17 protein-coding genes are annotated in these 16,208 nt (G+C 45.7%); 11 read left to right on the top strand and 6 right to left on the bottom strand.

Annotated features, from left to right (window positions below; translation table 11 throughout):
• Nucleotides 1–15: 15 nt before the first annotated feature.
• Together QZ735_RS02845 and QZ735_RS02840 are read left to right on the top strand one after the other, a co-directional pair.
• Nucleotides 16–351 carry a superinfection immunity protein gene (locus tag QZ735_RS02845; RefSeq protein WP_294243947.1) on the top strand — a complete coding sequence of 112 codons (336 nt, stop codon included), beginning with the start codon at nucleotides 16–18 and terminating at the stop codon, nucleotides 349–351.
• Nucleotides 352–574: 223 nt separating this feature from the next.
• On the top strand, nucleotides 575–949 hold the full coding sequence (locus QZ735_RS02840) for a YchJ family protein (RefSeq protein WP_294243946.1): 375 nt from the start codon (nucleotides 575–577) through the stop codon (nucleotides 947–949).
• Between the two features lie 1,303 nt (nucleotides 950–2,252).
• Here the strand turns inward: QZ735_RS02840 and QZ735_RS02835 are convergent.
• Complete coding sequence (locus tag QZ735_RS02835; protein ID WP_294243944.1) at nucleotides 2,253–2,753, bottom strand: peptidylprolyl isomerase; 501 nt, start codon at nucleotides 2,751–2,753, stop codon at nucleotides 2,253–2,255.
• A 108-nt stretch (nucleotides 2,754–2,861) separates the two neighbouring features.
• A complete protein-coding gene (locus QZ735_RS02830; RefSeq protein WP_294243942.1) occupies nucleotides 2,862–3,113 on the bottom strand; it encodes a VF530 family protein in 252 nt (83 codons plus the stop codon).
• Between the two features lie 140 nt (nucleotides 3,114–3,253).
• Between QZ735_RS02830 and QZ735_RS02825 the strand changes: the two genes are divergently transcribed.
• The 5 genes from QZ735_RS02825 to QZ735_RS02805 all read left to right on the top strand — a co-directional run bounded on the left by QZ735_RS02825 (nucleotide 3,254) and on the right by QZ735_RS02805 (nucleotide 7,411).
• Nucleotides 3,254–4,336 (top strand): sensor histidine kinase, encoded by a 1,083-nt coding sequence (locus QZ735_RS02825; protein ID WP_294243941.1) that lies wholly within the window; start codon nucleotides 3,254–3,256, stop codon nucleotides 4,334–4,336.
• A gap of 4 nt (nucleotides 4,337–4,340) precedes the next feature.
• Nucleotides 4,341–5,015 (top strand): LytTR family DNA-binding domain-containing protein, encoded by a 675-nt coding sequence (locus tag QZ735_RS02820; protein ID WP_294243939.1) that lies wholly within the window; start codon nucleotides 4,341–4,343, stop codon nucleotides 5,013–5,015.
• Between the two features lie 280 nt (nucleotides 5,016–5,295).
• Entirely contained in the window at nucleotides 5,296–6,048 is a 753-nt protein-coding gene (locus QZ735_RS02815) for an intradiol ring-cleavage dioxygenase (RefSeq protein WP_294243937.1), read from the top strand.
• A 119-nt stretch (nucleotides 6,049–6,167) separates the two neighbouring features.
• Nucleotides 6,168–6,809 (top strand): hypothetical protein, encoded by a 642-nt coding sequence (locus QZ735_RS02810; RefSeq protein ID WP_294243935.1) that lies wholly within the window; start codon nucleotides 6,168–6,170, stop codon nucleotides 6,807–6,809.
• Between the two features lie 98 nt (nucleotides 6,810–6,907).
• Entirely contained in the window at nucleotides 6,908–7,411 is a 504-nt protein-coding gene (locus QZ735_RS02805) for a hypothetical protein (protein ID WP_294243934.1), read from the top strand.
• A gap of 108 nt (nucleotides 7,412–7,519) precedes the next feature.
• Here the strand turns inward: QZ735_RS02805 and QZ735_RS02800 are convergent, their stop codons facing one another.
• Together QZ735_RS02800 and QZ735_RS02795 are read right to left on the bottom strand one after the other, a co-directional pair.
• Nucleotides 7,520–8,545 (bottom strand): LLM class flavin-dependent oxidoreductase, encoded by a 1,026-nt coding sequence (locus QZ735_RS02800; protein ID WP_294243932.1) that lies wholly within the window; start codon nucleotides 8,543–8,545, stop codon nucleotides 7,520–7,522.
• 373 nt (nucleotides 8,546–8,918) lie between these two features.
• On the bottom strand, nucleotides 8,919–11,060 hold the full coding sequence (locus tag QZ735_RS02795; protein ID WP_294243930.1) for a DPP IV N-terminal domain-containing protein: 2,142 nt from the start codon (nucleotides 11,058–11,060) through the stop codon (nucleotides 8,919–8,921).
• A 184-nt stretch (nucleotides 11,061–11,244) separates the two neighbouring features.
• On the opposite strand from QZ735_RS02795, the gene QZ735_RS02790 reads away from it, so the two are divergent.
• Nucleotides 11,245–11,619, top strand: a complete 375-nt coding sequence (locus tag QZ735_RS02790; protein ID WP_294243928.1) for an STAS/SEC14 domain-containing protein — start codon at nucleotides 11,245–11,247, stop codon at nucleotides 11,617–11,619.
• Between the two features lie 119 nt (nucleotides 11,620–11,738).
• Here QZ735_RS02790 and QZ735_RS02785 read toward each other — a convergent pair whose 3' ends face one another.
• Together QZ735_RS02785 and QZ735_RS02780 are read right to left on the bottom strand one after the other, a co-directional pair.
• Nucleotides 11,739–12,962: an NAD(P)/FAD-dependent oxidoreductase gene (locus tag QZ735_RS02785; protein ID WP_294243927.1), complete on the bottom strand. Its 1,224-nt coding sequence runs from the start codon at nucleotides 12,960–12,962 to the stop codon at nucleotides 11,739–11,741.
• Between the two features lie 283 nt (nucleotides 12,963–13,245).
• Nucleotides 13,246–13,836 (bottom strand): hypothetical protein, encoded by a 591-nt coding sequence (locus QZ735_RS02780; RefSeq protein ID WP_294243926.1) that lies wholly within the window; start codon nucleotides 13,834–13,836, stop codon nucleotides 13,246–13,248.
• Between the two features lie 252 nt (nucleotides 13,837–14,088).
• Between QZ735_RS02780 and QZ735_RS02775 the strand changes: the two genes are divergently transcribed.
• The 3 genes from QZ735_RS02775 to QZ735_RS02765 form a co-directional block, all read left to right on the top strand.
• A complete protein-coding gene (locus tag QZ735_RS02775) occupies nucleotides 14,089–14,601 on the top strand; it encodes a YceI family protein (RefSeq protein WP_294243924.1) in 513 nt (170 codons plus the stop codon).
• A 68-nt stretch (nucleotides 14,602–14,669) separates the two neighbouring features.
• A complete protein-coding gene (gene ygiD, locus QZ735_RS02770) occupies nucleotides 14,670–15,497 on the top strand; it encodes a 4,5-DOPA dioxygenase extradiol (protein WP_294243922.1) in 828 nt (275 codons plus the stop codon).
• A 54-nt stretch (nucleotides 15,498–15,551) separates the two neighbouring features.
• A partial coding sequence (locus tag QZ735_RS02765) for a carboxypeptidase-like regulatory domain-containing protein (protein ID WP_367117825.1) occupies nucleotides 15,552–16,208 on the top strand: 657 nt, incomplete at its 3' end.

Genomic DNA, 16,208 nt, shown 5'->3' with positions numbered 1-16,208 from the left:
CATCCAGATACCGATATGAAATCAGCAACTCTTTTAAGCCTCTCCTGGCAGCACATTGTCATTCTCGTTATGTGTCTCCCCCTTTATTTCATTCCTACCTTCATTGCTTTCATCAGAAAAAAACCCAATCCCGGAGTCATTTTTGCTTTGAACCTATTGTTGGGATGGACGTTCATCGGATGGATAGGAGCTTTGGTATGGGCCTTACTCAATGAAAAGGACAACCAACAGATCACATCCCTAAACACCACTTCCAATATCGATCAGCTCGTTACATTGAAACAGCTTTATGATCAGGGCGTTATCACTAAAGAGGAATTCGAAGCACAGAAAAATAAATTATTGCAGTAAGCAGACCCTTTGTGCTGTATGATCCGGGAGCTCATCTGAGCATTATGATTCTACTTTTTTCAAAATTACTGCAGATCCGGCAGGTTCCTAAAGATCCGAGGTTTGCCATTATCATGATTTCCAGAAATTATATTTCAGCTGAATTCAGCTGTTCCTGATTTAAATTTCAAATATTCACGAAATTTTAAGACTTTTGCATTTAAAAATCAAATTAAATAGTAGAATGAACTGTCCCTGCTGCTCCGGAAAAACCTACGACGAATGCTGCCGGCCTTACCACACCGGAGAACGCCATGCTCCCACAGCCGAAGCCCTGATGCGTTCCCGGTTTTCAGCCTTTGCCATTCCCAATGGCCGTTATCTGATGGAGACCACACTTCCTGCAAAAAGAAAATACCACAATACGCAGGATCTCCAGGAATGGGGCGAGATCAATACCTGGACAAAGCTGGACATCATTGCAAAACCTTCCGCCGACCAAGTAGAATTCAGGGCTTTTTATACGGATGAAGAAGGAAAACCGCAGGTCCATCACGAATTATCCACCTTCAAAAAAGTGCAGGATCGCTGGTTTTATGTGAGCGGCGTATTCAGATAAAGAAAAGAGGTTGCACAGGGCTGCCCGGTCTTTACCACCAGAACTGGGTTTCATGGATTTCAGGAGCTGGTTCCGGCTATCCACTCTTACTCCTCGCGCCGACATATTCCCACCCGCGCCGGCACCCTTCCCTTCGCTTCCCCAGCCTTCCAGCCCCGCTGTGGGGTAACCGTTCCTATCCGGGCTAGGGTGGCAGACTTTATTTCATCGGAAGTGTAAAGTCAAGGGTCAATTCCTGCGCTGCTCAAGGGTCAATTCCTGCGGGTCAATGGTCAATTCTTGACATCAGCCTAAAAATTCACTGGCGAAGCAAAATTGACCATTCACCATTCACGCTTTGTCAACGGTCAATTCCTGCGGGTCAATGGTCAATTCTTTACCTAAGCCTGTAATTCACCGCTGGCGAAAGCTTCCAAGCTTGTGCCCACCAGACAGACAGCCTCAAATTCACCGTCTGCCTTTTGTCAATGGTCAATTCCTGCGGATCAATGGTCAATTCTTTACCTAAGCCTAAAAAAATTCACTGGCGAAACAAAATTGACCATTCACCATTCACGCTTTGTCAAGGGTCAATCTGAAATGGCGTAAAACTCACTGATACGCTGGTGCGAGCGTCACGCTCGTATCCGTACCCATAAGGTAATTACCCAATGTCGTGTGCCTGATACAAATAGTGGTGAGACTCACCGGTATTGGCTATTCACCTTTTTAAAACCACCCCGTCAAAAATTCTTAGAATTTTCGACACCGCTCCAAAGGAGGGGAATTTCCATTACGTATTTTGCTCCAGACTTCTTATCAGTATTGGAAAGCGCAAAGTTGCAAGGAATACAGGGAAATGCTGCAGTGTAAGGCACAAAGAATTTGGCAGAACCAAATTTTCATGCCGCTTAACCATGCTGCGGTTAGAAAACATCTCATGTGCTTTTAATCCAACGTTCCACATTTTATCTTTAATAATCTTGCGTCTTCGCATAAAGCATGTAAACCTCTTGCGACCTTGCATTTTTCCAACATATCAGAAACACACGTCTGGCACAAAAAAGGTCAATTTTAGAGAGCTATAGCATTCACCCGCGGATCGGAATTGACTTGCAACGCAACATTCACCATTCACGCTTTGTCAACGGTCAATCTGCTACACTGGTCAAGGGTCAATTCTTAACCCCGGCCTAAAAAATTCACTGGCGAAGCAAAATTGACCATTCACCATTCACATGCAGTGCAAAATTCACCTTTCCCTTCGGTGCAAAAAAAATGTCCGGCAACACCGGACACTGTATGTAATTTGGGGTAAGCTTGCTTAGTGCGCTTCGTTTCCGTCAATACCGTGAGCGTGTCCGTGGGACAGTTCTTCTTCGGTTGCAGGACGGGTGTTCAGGATTTCTACCTGGAAATCCAGTACTTTTCCTGCCATCGGATGGTTCAGATCAGCCATTACCGCTTCCGGTGTTACTTCCACTACGAAAGCCTGGAAATTATTCCCCTGGTTATCAGATAAAGGAAGGATGGCCCCTACCGGCGGAGTTCCGGACTCATTGAACATGTCGATCGGCAGCTGGACGATGGAATCTTCATGCTTTTCCCCGTATGCTTCTTCAGGCTGGATCACAAATTCAGCTTTATCACCGGCTTGCAGGCCCAGGATGTTCTGTTCGAATTTAGGGATCATCATGCCTACGCCATATAAGAAAGTAAGCGGGTTTTCAGCTGTTGTTTCCTCTACCAGGGTTTTGCTTCCGTCTTCTTCAATGGTGTGAAGGATATAACGTACCGCTACTACGTGATTGTTTTCGATTGTCATATTTTTTCTTTTTTCGTGAATTTTTTCACGTTAACAGAACAAAGATACTGTTTTTGAACTCATCAGGCGAAGGATTGGAGGGAAAGAAAATGCTGATCCGGGTCTGCCCTATTCCCCGTCTTTTATTCCGTTGCGCTTTTTCTCCCTTAACATAAAGAGATAGAGGCTTTCCACTTTTGCTCTTGCCCAGTCTGTTTTCCTGAGGAATTTAAGGGAAGAGCTGATACTGGGATTATCGGTAAAGCAGCGGATGTTGATCTGTTCGCCCAGCTTTTCGAATCCGTTGTAATAGGCTACCAGTTCTTCAAGAATGGCATCCAGTCGTTTCCCGTGCAAAGGGTCTTTGGAAGGCTGCTGCATATTTTTTCTGTAAAAATAAGGATTATTTTCCGTTGATCCGCCGCCCGCCGGCCACCGTAGAGAAATCCTGTGTCCGGCCGGACTGAAATTTCCCCGGATAAAAGAAATTTTGCGACAGAAAGTTTTCCTATTTTAGAGGTATGAAAAAATTCTGGCCGCATCTCATCCTTATTCCTCTGCTGCTTACCATTCCGGTGGTATCGTCCCCGGATTTTGACGGTACGCTGTCTGTTTTCAGGGTTTCGCCTTTCCAGCGGGAATTCGTACGTTTTGTGCTCGTAATTATTTTCTTTTACCTGAACCTGAATGTTTTCCTCCCGAAATTATACAGCAGGAAAAAGTATCTGCCTTTTACCATATGCATCCTGATCTGTTTCGGGATCATGGTAGTTCTTCCCTATGCACTGGCTTCACAGGACATCTTTTCAGGAAGGCCTTCAGGAATGGGCCCGCCGGGGATGCCGCCGCCTGAAGGAAATTTTCAGCCGCCGCCGGGTGCCGGTCATCATTACGGAGATCCCGGCCTTTTCAGAAATGACAGTGCCTATCACCAGAGGGTCTTCTCATCCGTCCTTCCTTTCCTGTTCTCTTTCCTGTCTTCGCTTTTCATTTTCAGGAACGATGAGAAAAAGGAACTTGAACGCTCCAAGGCCAAAGCGGAACTGCTGAATATAAAATACCAGCTGCAGCCCCATTTCCTGTTCAATATTCTGAATTCGGTCTATTCCCTGGCCCTGCTGAAATCCGATGAAGCCCCTGATGCCATCCTGAAGCTTTCCAATGTAATGCGCTATGTGGTACAGGAAAGCAGCAAGGATGTTGTGGAACTGAAAAAAGAAACGGAATATCTCCGGGATTATATCGCCCTGCAGCTGATGCGTACCGACAGCAGCCTGGATTTCTCCTATACCGAAACCGGAGAGACGGAAGGCCTGGAAATTGCTCCCTTTATCCTGGTGAACTTCATTGAAAATGCTTTTAAATACGGATATAATGCTGCCGGAGCCTCAAAGATATCCGTTATACTAACGGTAAAGGAGAACATCCTCAGCTTTAAAGTAACCAATACCATTGTAAACCCTGTGGTTTCTAATGAAAACAGTCTGAAGATCGGCCTGAAAAACACGGAAGAGCACCTTCAGCAGCTCTATCCAGGGCAGCATAGCCTGAAAATACGCGATACCGGAGAGTCCTATGAAGCAGATTTAACCCTCCATTTATAAAGATATGATCAAAGCCATTGCCCTGGATGATGAGATCCTTGCCCTGAAGATTATCGAGGCCTATGCCGGAAAAATTGAAAACCTTTCGCTGGAAAGAATGTTCCATGTACAGGCCGATGCCCAGAAATACCTGAATAAATTTCCCGTAGACCTCATCTTCCTTGACATCGAGATGCCTTCTAAAAACGGAATGGACTTTTATAATAGTATTTCCCAGAACACCAAGGTTATTTTTACGACCGCCTATTCAGAATATGCGGTGGAAGCCTTCAGCATCAATGCTGTGGATTATCTGCTGAAGCCGTTCTCATTTGAAAGGTTCCGCTCTGCAGTGGAAAAAGTGAAGACCGGCAATGAAACCGATGATGTCCATTACCTTTCCATCCGGGCAGACTATAAACTCCATAAGATTAATGTTAAGGATATCCTGCTTATAGAAGGACTGGACGATTACATTCAGATCCATCTTGCGGACCAGTCCAGGATTACTGCCCGCTCGTCCATGAAAAGCATACTGGAAAAACTTCCGGCAAAAAACTTTATACGGGTTCACCGTTCTTATATTGTTCCCGTCAGCCTGATTAAAACAGTGGTTAACCGGAATATCCATATCGGCGGATTCATCATTCCCATTGGTGAAACCTATAAGGATATGGTGATGAAAATAGTCAGCCGGTAATTTCCGGAGGGTTGCGGAACATGCTGCTATTTCATAACCGGGCATCCTTCGTTTCAATGTACAGAGGTAACTGCAATCTTGTAAGAGGCTGTATACAGGCCCTTTTATTCTTAACGTTTCTTAAAAAACCTTCATTTACCGGCACATTACATCTATTGACCTCATAAATTTCCGGCACCTGATTTTTGGAAATACCTTTGGAGCAGAAACCAGGACAGAACCCGGAACAATGATCCGGCCCTGCCTTTATCATAAGATATTCACCTAAAAATTCTGCCGTATGAAAACAATGAACAGAAAAGGCTTCCTGAAAAGCCTCAGCCTTGCCGGAGTTACTGCCTTAGCCGCACCGATCCTGATCCACTGTGGCCATGACGATGACGATGCAACCACAGGTTCCTCCGGAACTTCCGGGTCCTCCTCAGGTTCCGGGTCTTCCGCTACGGGATGCTCGGTAACCAATTCCGAAACGGAAGGCCCGTTTCCCACCAAATCGCCTTCTTCGCTGGTCCAGAGCAATATTGTCAGCGACAGGACGGGCGTTCCGCTCACCATCGGCATTACTGTCCAGAACGTCAACGCCGGGTGTGCTGCCCTGCAGGGCGCCATCGTGGATATCTGGCATTGCGATAAAGACGGGAATTATTCAGAATACGGAGGCAGCGGAATGCAGCCGGCCAACTATACTTCCGTCCATTTCCTGAGAGGAAGGCAGATAACCGACACTGGCGGAAAGGTGAATTTCACTTCAGTTTTTCCGGGCTGGTACAACGGAAGGGCCACCCATATCCATGTTCATGTCTACAATACCTCAGGACAGTCGCTGCTGGCAACGCAGATTGCATTTCCCGAAGGTACCGACAGTGCGGTGGTTCAGGTAGCTGCCAGCACAGGCTACAAAGGGATGAACGGCTATACCTATAATGCCAATGATAACGTGTTCAGTGACGGAACCTCCAATGAAATGTCCGTTGTTTCAGGGAGTGTCAGCGGAGGATTCTCACTGTCCCACACCATAAAAGTTCCGGCTTAACGATAAAAGAAGTTGTTAGTTAACCTTTGGTTTTCCACAGGACAACAGACAGGCAGAAGAGGATCCTATGAAAAGAGCCTGTCTGTGCCCGTGGAAATACGATGTAAAACAGTCATATAATGCCAGTTCAGCCATCATCCAGAATATTTGTGTCCGGCCTTGCCGTCTGGATACGAAAAAACGCCTGTACGACCCGGGAAATTCATATCGGTGAAAACAGCGGATTAAGAACCGTTACGGAAACGGTTATTGATGAAAACGGTACGTTTCATGTTACCTGTCTTCCGGAATCTTCATTCGTGCTTCTGGTCCTCTACGGCGAAATCCTGATCGGGAGTTCCGGCCAAAAGCTTTTTTCCGGGCAGTTTTTTACATTGAAAACCGGAAAAATCAAGGAGTTGACCCTAAAAAATAACCTGCAGGAGGAGAAGGCGGATGTTCTGATCCTTGAGATGATCACCACCGGTGCAGAAGAATCTTCCGCAGCAGGGGAAATAACGTTTCCTGAAAGAAATATTTTGCTTCCTCTCTGTTCTCACGCCGGCTATCCCGGCTTTATAGGACTTTACGACGGGAGAAAAGAAGGTATCTATACAGTATCGCAGAAAAACAGATCCGTTTTCGGAATGGTGATCAACGGGGCTTTCGAGTTGCAGAACCGGCTGCTGGAAACCCGGGATGCCCTCCTGATGGCTGAAGCTGAAACGATAGAATTCGAAGCCCTGAGTGAAAATGCACTGCTCATCCTGCTGGAAGCCTGAAATATATCCATTGAAAAATATGCTGAGAACACATCTGTATCATTTTAGCCGGCAGGGCAGTTGCTCAACGGCTGCTCCTGTTTTTTAAAATCCAATGTATGAGAGCCCACATAAAACTAGCATTCCGGATCGTGATCGACCATGATTCTTCCCTTGCCTGGGACCGGTATGTTTTTGAAGATACCTATTTTGAATACAAGGTACAGCATCAGCTTTTTGATGACAGGGAAAACCCGGTACAGAATTTCTGGGAACTTTTGTCAAAAAATCCGCAGGCCGCAAAAATCCCTTCCCTGCTGTCTGCGTCTATTGCCGGCTATGTTACCCAGCTCAACGGGGAAATCAAAAGTCTGCCGGACGTACTGGGAAATACTTTTTTCCCGGTGGAAAGCTTTAAGCCGGACCTGATCAGCTCCCATACGGAAGATCCGTCCCGGCATAAAATCGGGATTACCTTCTATACGCCTGAGCTGGTACTCATTGATATCATTGAGCATGCTTATCTGCTCAGTAAAAGCAGAACACCTGCAGAAAACGGGTTTGATACTTTTATGTTCGGATTTCATCCGCAGGTCGCTATCGCTTATTATCAACCCCTCTGATTTCAACAAAACCTTTACCGGTTTATTATATTTGATTTGATTTTTTAAAGCAAACCTCCGCACAAACGAATGGCGGAGGTTTTTTGTATATCTTGCTGCTAAAGGTTTTTAAAGGTCTTTTACCAATGGTTTCACTTCGTTCCCGAAGAGTTCTATCGATTTCATCATAATATCATGGGAAGGATCTCCTACATCCATATGGCCGATAAACCGGGTGATCCCGAAGATCTCTTTCATATAGGCGATTTTTGCCGCTACTTCCTTCGGGTTCCCGACAAACAATGCGCCGTCTTTGCCTCTGCCGCCCTCATACTGCATTTTGGTGTACGGCGCCCAGCCCCGGGAAGACCCGATCCTGTCCATCTGCGCCTTGTATGTATGGAAATATCCGTCGATTACAGCAGGATCTTCACTGACAAAGGTATGGGAATGGATGGCAATCTGCATTTCCTCTGCGTTATGCCCGGCCCTTTTGTATTCCTGCTTATAAAATTCCACCAGGTTACGGAACTGTACCGGCATCCCGCCGATGATGGCTACCACCAGCGGCATTCCCAGTTCGGCAGCACTCAGCACCGACTGCGGCGTTCCGCCGACGGCCCTCCAGACCGGAAGCTTCCCGCCGTTCTGTGCTCTCGGGTAAACGGTCTGGTTTTTCATCGGGGCCCGAAGCTTCCCGGACCAGGTAACGTTTTCTTCCAAATTGATCTTCAGCAGCAGATCCAGCTTCTCATTGAAAAGTTCCTCATAATCATTCAGCGAATAGCCATACAGTGGAAAAGATTCGATAAAGCTTCCCCTTCCCACATAGATTTCAGCCCTTCCTCCGGAGATCAGATCCAGCGTGGCAAAGTCCTCGTATACTTTTACCGGTTCCGAAGAGCTTAGCACCGTAACGCCGCTGGCCAGCCTGATATTTTTCGTGATCCCGGCGGCAGCGGCCAGGAGGATTTCCGGTGATGATACGGCATAATCGGGACGGTGATGCTCGCCCATGGCAAAAACATCGATTCCCACCTCATCCATCAATTTCACCTGCTCCAGAATCTCCCGGATCTTTACCCCTGCATCCCTGTATTTTCCGGTCGCCTGATCGAAAGCCAGGTCCCCGAACATTCCTATTCCTAATTCCATATTTCTGATTTTTATGAGTCAAAGATACGGCGCTGAAAAACAGAATCCATTGATCTCTGATAAGAATGAAAGGTCGGAAGGGATCCGGGAATGATGTAATGTGCGGTTGATGCAAAATCAGGATACGGTCAATGGAATTGTTCTCAGCCCACTTATTACAGGATGCCTGATGATCCGGTTTCAGCCAAGGGTGCATACATAGGGCCTGAAGAAGGATGTATACCGCTATAATGACGTCTGGCTGAAGCCCGATGCTATTGATTAATGCAAATAATTTGATAAGTAAAAGCGGATCGGGCATATCCCGCAGATTTTTAATAGGTACGTAAAAAAAATCCGGGCTTGCGGCCCGGATCTTTTATGTAGTGTCTCTTTATTTCTTCAGATACAGATCGAAATAATCCGTTACCTTCTGCATCAGGTGTACCCGGTCTTTACCGATCACATTATGCGGATGCCCCGGATATACGAAGTAATCCAGCTGCACGCCGTTGTCCACTGCAGACTTGATGAACTTTACGGAATGCTGCCATACCACCACATCGTCCTGTGCCCCATGGATCATCAGCAGCTTCCCTTTCAGGTTCTGTACTTTGTCCAGGAGATTGGCTGCGGCATAGCCCTGCGGATTTTCCTGGGGCGTGTCCATATATCTTTCCCCGTACATGATTTCATACATGCTCCAGTCGATCACCGGGCCTCCGGCAACCCCTACCTTGAAAACTTCAGGATGTCGGAGCATGAAGCTGGTGGTCATGAATCCCCCGAAACTCCATCCATGGATCCCCATCCTTTCCGCATCCACGTAAGGGAGGGATTTCAGGTAGCTCACGCCTTTCATCTGGTCTTTCATCTCGGTAGTTCCCAGGTTTCTGAAAACAGCCTGTTCAAATTTCAGCCCGCGGTTGGAAGAACCTCTTCCGTCCATGGTAAAGATGATGTATCCGTTCTGGGCCATGTATTCATACCAGAGATTCCCTGAAGCCGGGAAGGTATTGGTTACCAGCTGCAGATGCGGACCGTTGTACAGATATACGATTACCGGGTATTTTTTATCCGGATCAAAGTTGGTCGGCAGGATCATTTTCCCGTACAGAGGGGTTCCGTCATCAGCCTTGAGTTCTACATTCCGGATTTCCGGGCGCTGATAATTCTTCAGGGGATTTTCAGCATTCAGAATATTCTCCGTTTTCAGGGTGGCGGTGTTGATGAGGTTGATGGCTCTCGGCGTATTCGCATTGCTGTAGGCATCATACAGGTAGCTGCCGTCACTGCTTAAGATCCCAGTATGGACACCGGGCGCATTATCGAGGCGCTGCATTTTGAAGTTCGCCCAGCTGATTTTATACAGGTGTTTTTCCAGCGGGGTTTCTTTAGTGGATGTAAAATAAATTTCCTTTTTCTTTTCATTGAAACCCAATACATCGCTCACCAGCCAGTTGCCTTTCGTAATCTGGGCCACCAGCCCTTTTTCCAGGCTATAGTGGAAGAGGTGGTTATAGCCGGTTCTCTGGCTCTGCCAGATGAATTCCGTATTGGAATTCGGGAAGAAAGTCAGCGGATGCTGAGGTTCTACATATTGATCACTGGTTTCCTCGAACAATGTTTTAACAAAGTTCCCGGTAGCCGCATCATACTGATTCATTTTCAGGTGATTCTGGCCCCTGTTCAGAACCCCTACAAAGATGTATTTTGAATCCGGGCTCCAGGTTACTGCTGTGAGGTACTGGTCTTTTTCGCCTTCGGTCTTCAGAAAAACCTTTGTCTGGGTACGGAGATTGAAGACACCGATGGTTACCTGATGGGAAGTTTGTCCTGCCATCGGGTATTTGATGTTATGGTTAACGGCAGGCGTTACCGACCAGTCGATGATCGGGTAATCGGCTACCATACTCTGGTCCATACGGTAGAAAGCCAGACTTTCGGAATTCGGGGCCGGAAAAATCCCGGTATCGATACCGAATTCATTCCGGTGGACATTGGAGGCACCGTTCAGTATATTTTCGTCCGTGTCATCCGTTACGGCAATCGTTTTTCCGTTTTTGCTGACAAACAGGTTGTTCTTTACAGTAAAGGCAACGGTCTGGTTGTCCCCGAATACTTTCGTATTGGAAGCGTCTTTATCCATACTCACCGTATTCTTCACTTTCCAGTCGGTTCCGGATTTTTCCACCCACATCATCTGATCACCTGTTGTGAAATACCCTTTTGAACTGCTGATGAACCTGATCTGCGGAACTGTCTTCAGCTTCTGGTCCGTCAGGTTTTTATTAAGCTGGGTAAGGGAAACCAGGGTATCTTTCCGGTTGGTCTTCAGGTCAGTGATCAGGTAACCGCCTTTGACTGCCTGGATATAGGACTTCCCGTCATCCGACCATGAAAACTGCGGGATGTTTTTTACGGCAAGATTGGTTCTGAGGCCATTGACAGCCTCTGCCATCGTGAATTTCTGGGTCTGGGCCGTCGCCGTGCCTCCCAGTGCCAGCATGAGTAAAGAAAACGTATATAGTTTCATGAAATCATTTTGAAACCCCAAAAATAAGAAATAAAAACCATCGTCCGGAAAATGCCGGAACAAAAGCGCTCCGGTGTGGTATATGAGGTTTAGGAGAGCACATCCCAAAATTATCGTTCGCTCTCGATACGTATTGGTTTGCTTTTTGCAACTCTCAATATACCAAATCTTTAAACAGAATAAAATGATCTCAGTTCTCCACGATTCACCGGATAATGTGGCCGCCTTCTATACATTGGGCAACACCACCAAAGAAGAATTTGAAAGCCTTGTCATTCCGCATGTACAGAAAAAGGTCTTGCAGCATAAACAGTTTAATTATATGCTTTATTTCAACCATTCCTGTGAAAACTGTGATCTGGAACTGTTGCTGAAAGATTCGCTGTCTACTCTTCAGGATATCTCCCTGCTAAACAGGTTTGCCATTGTTTCCAATTACACCAATGAGCAGATTTACCGGCAGTTTTTCAGATCAATTCCTGAATTTGATATCAGGATATTTACAAAGAATAATATCTATAAGGCTTTATATTGGTGTCACAACGGCAGGACAGCCTGAAAGTAAAAATACCTCATTTAAACACATGCGTGGTCAATTAATTCTGTACTAAATCAAACGTACAACACGCGGACCGGCCTGATCAGGACATTTATGATGCTGTTGCAGATGGCCATCCGTCAGAATTGCAGGCTGACCTGGTATGCGGTGTCCATAGCTCCGCTTATGGAGGCGTGGGCAGATTCCGTATTCATGGCTTCTCCTATAAAAAAAAGAGTATCCAGCACGGGTTCCGAAGCAATTTCACGCGCATTGCCGATGCCTGCCACCGGATAGCTGTAGGTCCCTTCAATAAAAGGCTCTGCGGTCCAGTCATGGAAAACAGAGTTCTCTAAAAGTGATCGGACCTCTTTACCGCTGATTTCCGCAAGCTCACTGAAAATCCCTTCCAGATGCCCTTCCTTATCCTGAGTGTAATCCTCCATAAATTCCCCCATAAGCAATGACAGGACCACATAATGGGAACCCATTTTCTTCTGAAGATAATAAGGGGCAAATTTCCGGTTGAAAGTGGCCTCTGAAAGAACACTTTTCCTGAAAAACAGAAACATTTTGATCCCATATCCCATGCCGATCTTTTGAAAAGCATTTATCTTTCTCTCCGGTAACGGTGGATCAAATGTAATTTTATTGCTCCTGAGCTGGGAAATGGGAACACTGATCATCACTTTATCAAACTGAAAGCTGCCGTTTCCCGTTACCAGATTAACTTTATGACACGCATACTTCACTGTAAGTACGGGTGTGGAAAGCAGTATGGATTCTCTAGGGATCCCTGAAAAATATGCCTGGATAAACTCCGACATGGTTCTGTTTTCAAGCTCGTGATGTTCAGCACCTCCCGAAGAGATCAGTTCCTTAAATTTTACTGTTGAAAAAGTGGCACATGAAGATCCTTGATCTGCCACGGAAGCATTGAGAAAGCTGCGGAGTACCGGGCTGTCCGAAAACTCCGTGATGGTTTTCATAAGAGGCTCATCCACCTCAAAATCCGTCTGCCTGACGTATTGAATGAACCGGTCAACAATGAATGGCCTGCCCGGCACCGTATCATGGCCATTTGCCATTTTTGTTATATAAGTATCATCATCGTCTCTCGAAAAAGGTTCACCGGACCGGATTATGGCTGAGATAAGCGCATTTGATGACTCCGCTGTTTTATGGATCCAGTGCCCTCCGAGATCAATAACCTGACCTTCCAGCATGCCCGCTTTGACCCGGCCGCCGATACGGTCACTGGCTTCAAAAACGTTGACCTCATATCCCTTAGCCAGTAACAGCTGGGTTATATAAAGACCGGAAACCCCTGCACCGATAACGGCAATTTTTGTACTTTTATTCATAATTATTTCTTCAGCCTTCAATTGCATTTTAATAATAAGACAAATAAAATGATGTCCCTGAAAAATAAAGTGTGGATAAATTATTTCCTTTGATTCAATTTGAATAACATATTCTACAATGCACAAAGCTGCAGTCAGGTAATCAGCAATATTGATACCTCAATATTGTATTGTTACCCGGACACGCTAAAAATGGCCGAACTTTTCACGCGAACTGTTATTTTATCTTTCCTATAACAGATATCGAGCAGCCGGAAACCAATGCTGCTTGCCAGGAACGCGGCTACCATTTCTCTACTTTTGTTCTGAAATATCCGGATGCGAACACTTTATATGTTCTGCGATTAATGCGTTCTTCCATTTCCATATTAATCTTACCATATATACTGTCTCCAACATGGTAATAAAATTGATTCAGCGTCACTTCCTGTTTTATCATCTTGTACCTGGATAGGTTAGCTGGAGCTGGAACAACATCTGTAAAAGAATAGGGTTCTATTTCAAATCTGCCTAACAGGTAATGGATGTTAAACCCGCTACCGCTGAACCCGGAATTCCATCCTAATTTAATCAGGATTTTCCCTTTTCGGCTAAAGGCCCTGCAGTTATTAAAATTGGCAATTTCCAGTTCTTCTTTGGTTTCCGGCTTTTTATCCGCATAGAAAATTACGCCTGAACTTTTTTTTCTTGGTATTGAATCGTAAATTTCAGTACCATAGAGGATTTCTTTCTGTTTATCCAGTTTGCGGAAGATGGGAGCCTTCTTAATAGCGGAGTTGATTTTTGCAGCTGCTAATTGTGAGTACACTGTACTATAGAAAAAGGCAACGCCCATGAAAAGGGCTATTCCTAAGAAAATTAAAATGAACTTCAATAATTTCATCCGCTTCTATGGTATTTCGTAGATTCTTTTCCGACATTATACATGTACGGATGGTCCCGTTATGTGGATGAATCAAAGATATGAATTCAGATTTATAGAAACTGAATAACTATTGATCAATCAATTCATAAAGATGCATTATCATCAGATTTACTCAGTAACTCATTTCTTATCCTAAATCAATGCACACATCTTTGTACTTACCTATCTTTGCTTCATCAATAACAATAAAAAAAGAAAACAATGGCAACACAGTGGAATTTAGACCCTACGCACAGTGAAATCACCTTCAAAGTAAAGCACATGATGATTTCAAACGTAAAAGGAAACTTCACCAGCTTCAGCGCACAGATCGAAGCGGAAGACGATACTTTTAAAAATGCAAAAACCACCGCAACCGTTCAGACGGATTCCGTTTTCACAAATAATACCGACCGTGACAATCACCTGAAATCGGCAGAGTTTTTCAATGCGGAGGAATACCCTACCATTACTTTCGAATCCCAGGCCCTGAATGACGAGGTGACCGGAAACCTGACCATCAACGGAGTAACCAAGCCGGTAACCCTGGATGTTGATTTCGGCGGTGTCAATGTAGATCCATGGGGAAACACCAAAGCCGGATTTTCTTTCGAAGGAAAAATCAGCAGAAAAGATTTCGGACTGAACTGGAATGCTACCCTGGAAGCAGGCGGCGTACTGGTAAGCGACGAAGTAAAAATTGCAGGGGAACTGCAGTTTGTAAAACAGGCATAATTTTTCTTAATCTTAATAAAAAAGGTTCAGGAGTCTGCCGGATTCCCGGACCTTTTTCTGTATATCCTATGAATCTCAACGATCTCCGTAACCTCAGCGACCAGTTCCGTCCGACCCGGAAGATGCCCGTCCTCTTTCTCGGACACGGATCTCCCATGAATGCGATTGAAGAAAATGCTTTTGTTATGGGATTCCGGAAAGCAGCTTCCGAAATGCCGAAACCGAATGCCATCCTCTGCATTTCTGCCCACTGGTACACCAGCGGTACGAAACTAACGGCAATGGATCTTCCGCAGACCATCCATGATTTCGGCAGTTTTCCTCAGGCATTGTTCGACGTACAATATCCCGCTCCGGGAAGTCCGGAACTGGCAAGGGCAGCAAAAGACCTTCTGGCTCCCGTAGTGGTGGAAGAAGACCACCAGTGGGGACTTGACCACGGCGCCTGGTCGGTTATCCGGCATATGTATCCTGAGGCAGATATTCCCGTCATCCAGATGAGCATCGATTACACAAAACCGCCGCAGTACCATTTTGACCTGGCCAAAAGGCTTCATCAGCTCCGCGAAAAGGGAATCCTGATCATCGGCAGCGGAAATATCATCCATAACCTCAGGCTGATTGACTGGCGGAATATCAATACGGTGGGAGCCGGCTGGGACTGGGCCGTTGAAGCCCGGGAAAAGACCAACCGTTGGCTTTCGGAAGGAGATTTCCAGAACCTGATCAATTATCAGCAACAGGGAACCGCGTTACAGTATGCCGTTCCCAGCCCCGACCATTACCTGCCGCTGATGTACAGCCTTGGGCTGAAAGAAACCACCGATGAACTGTCCCTGTTCAACGACGAACTGATCGGAGGTTCCCTTAGCATGACCAGTGTAAGGATCGGATAAATTAATCCGGTTAAAAAGTGTTTTTTTATCATGAAATCAGTAATATTACAGACCATGAAAAAAAACAACCTCCTGCTCATCTCATTCCTGATCTTTTTATCTGCGCTTTGCAATATGACAGCACAAACCATCAGAGGAAAAGTGGTGAATGATGCTGACCTCACCCTGGCAGATGTGCGTATTTATCTGGACGGTACCCAGACCGGAACCGTATCGGCAGCGGACGGAAGCTTTACGCTGGATCTTACGGGAAAAAGCCCGGCAAATCTTGTTTTCCGGAAGGAAGATTACGAAACCCTGATCACGCCTGCTCCGGGTGCCCTGAACAAAACCCTTAAAGTGGTATTGCTGAAAAGCAACGACATCGAAGAAGTACGGCTTGTTCCATATACTGAAGAAGCGTATAGAAATTACATCACGTATTTCCTGGATCAGTTTATCGGCACTGATCATGAGCATGTGAGGATTAAAAACCAGAGGACCCTGAAATTCGCCTACGATAAAACCAACAAAACGCTTACGGTGAAAGCCCCGCAGACCCTACTGATTGAAAATAAAAATCTCGGTTACGAGATAGCATATACCATTGTTGATTTTTTCGCAGATTTCAACACCAGGATGGTAAGAAATACGGGAACCAGCTTTTTCAGGAAAACCAAAGATACGGACAGGATAAAACTGAACCGGAGGAATGCATATGATGGGAGCCTG

Source organism: uncultured Chryseobacterium sp., from assembly GCF_913776365.1.
GTDB lineage: Bacteria > Bacteroidota > Bacteroidia > Flavobacteriales > Weeksellaceae > Chryseobacterium.
The sequence above is the reverse complement of the archived record's forward strand: the minus strand, read 5'-3'. Positions and strand labels throughout refer to the sequence as shown.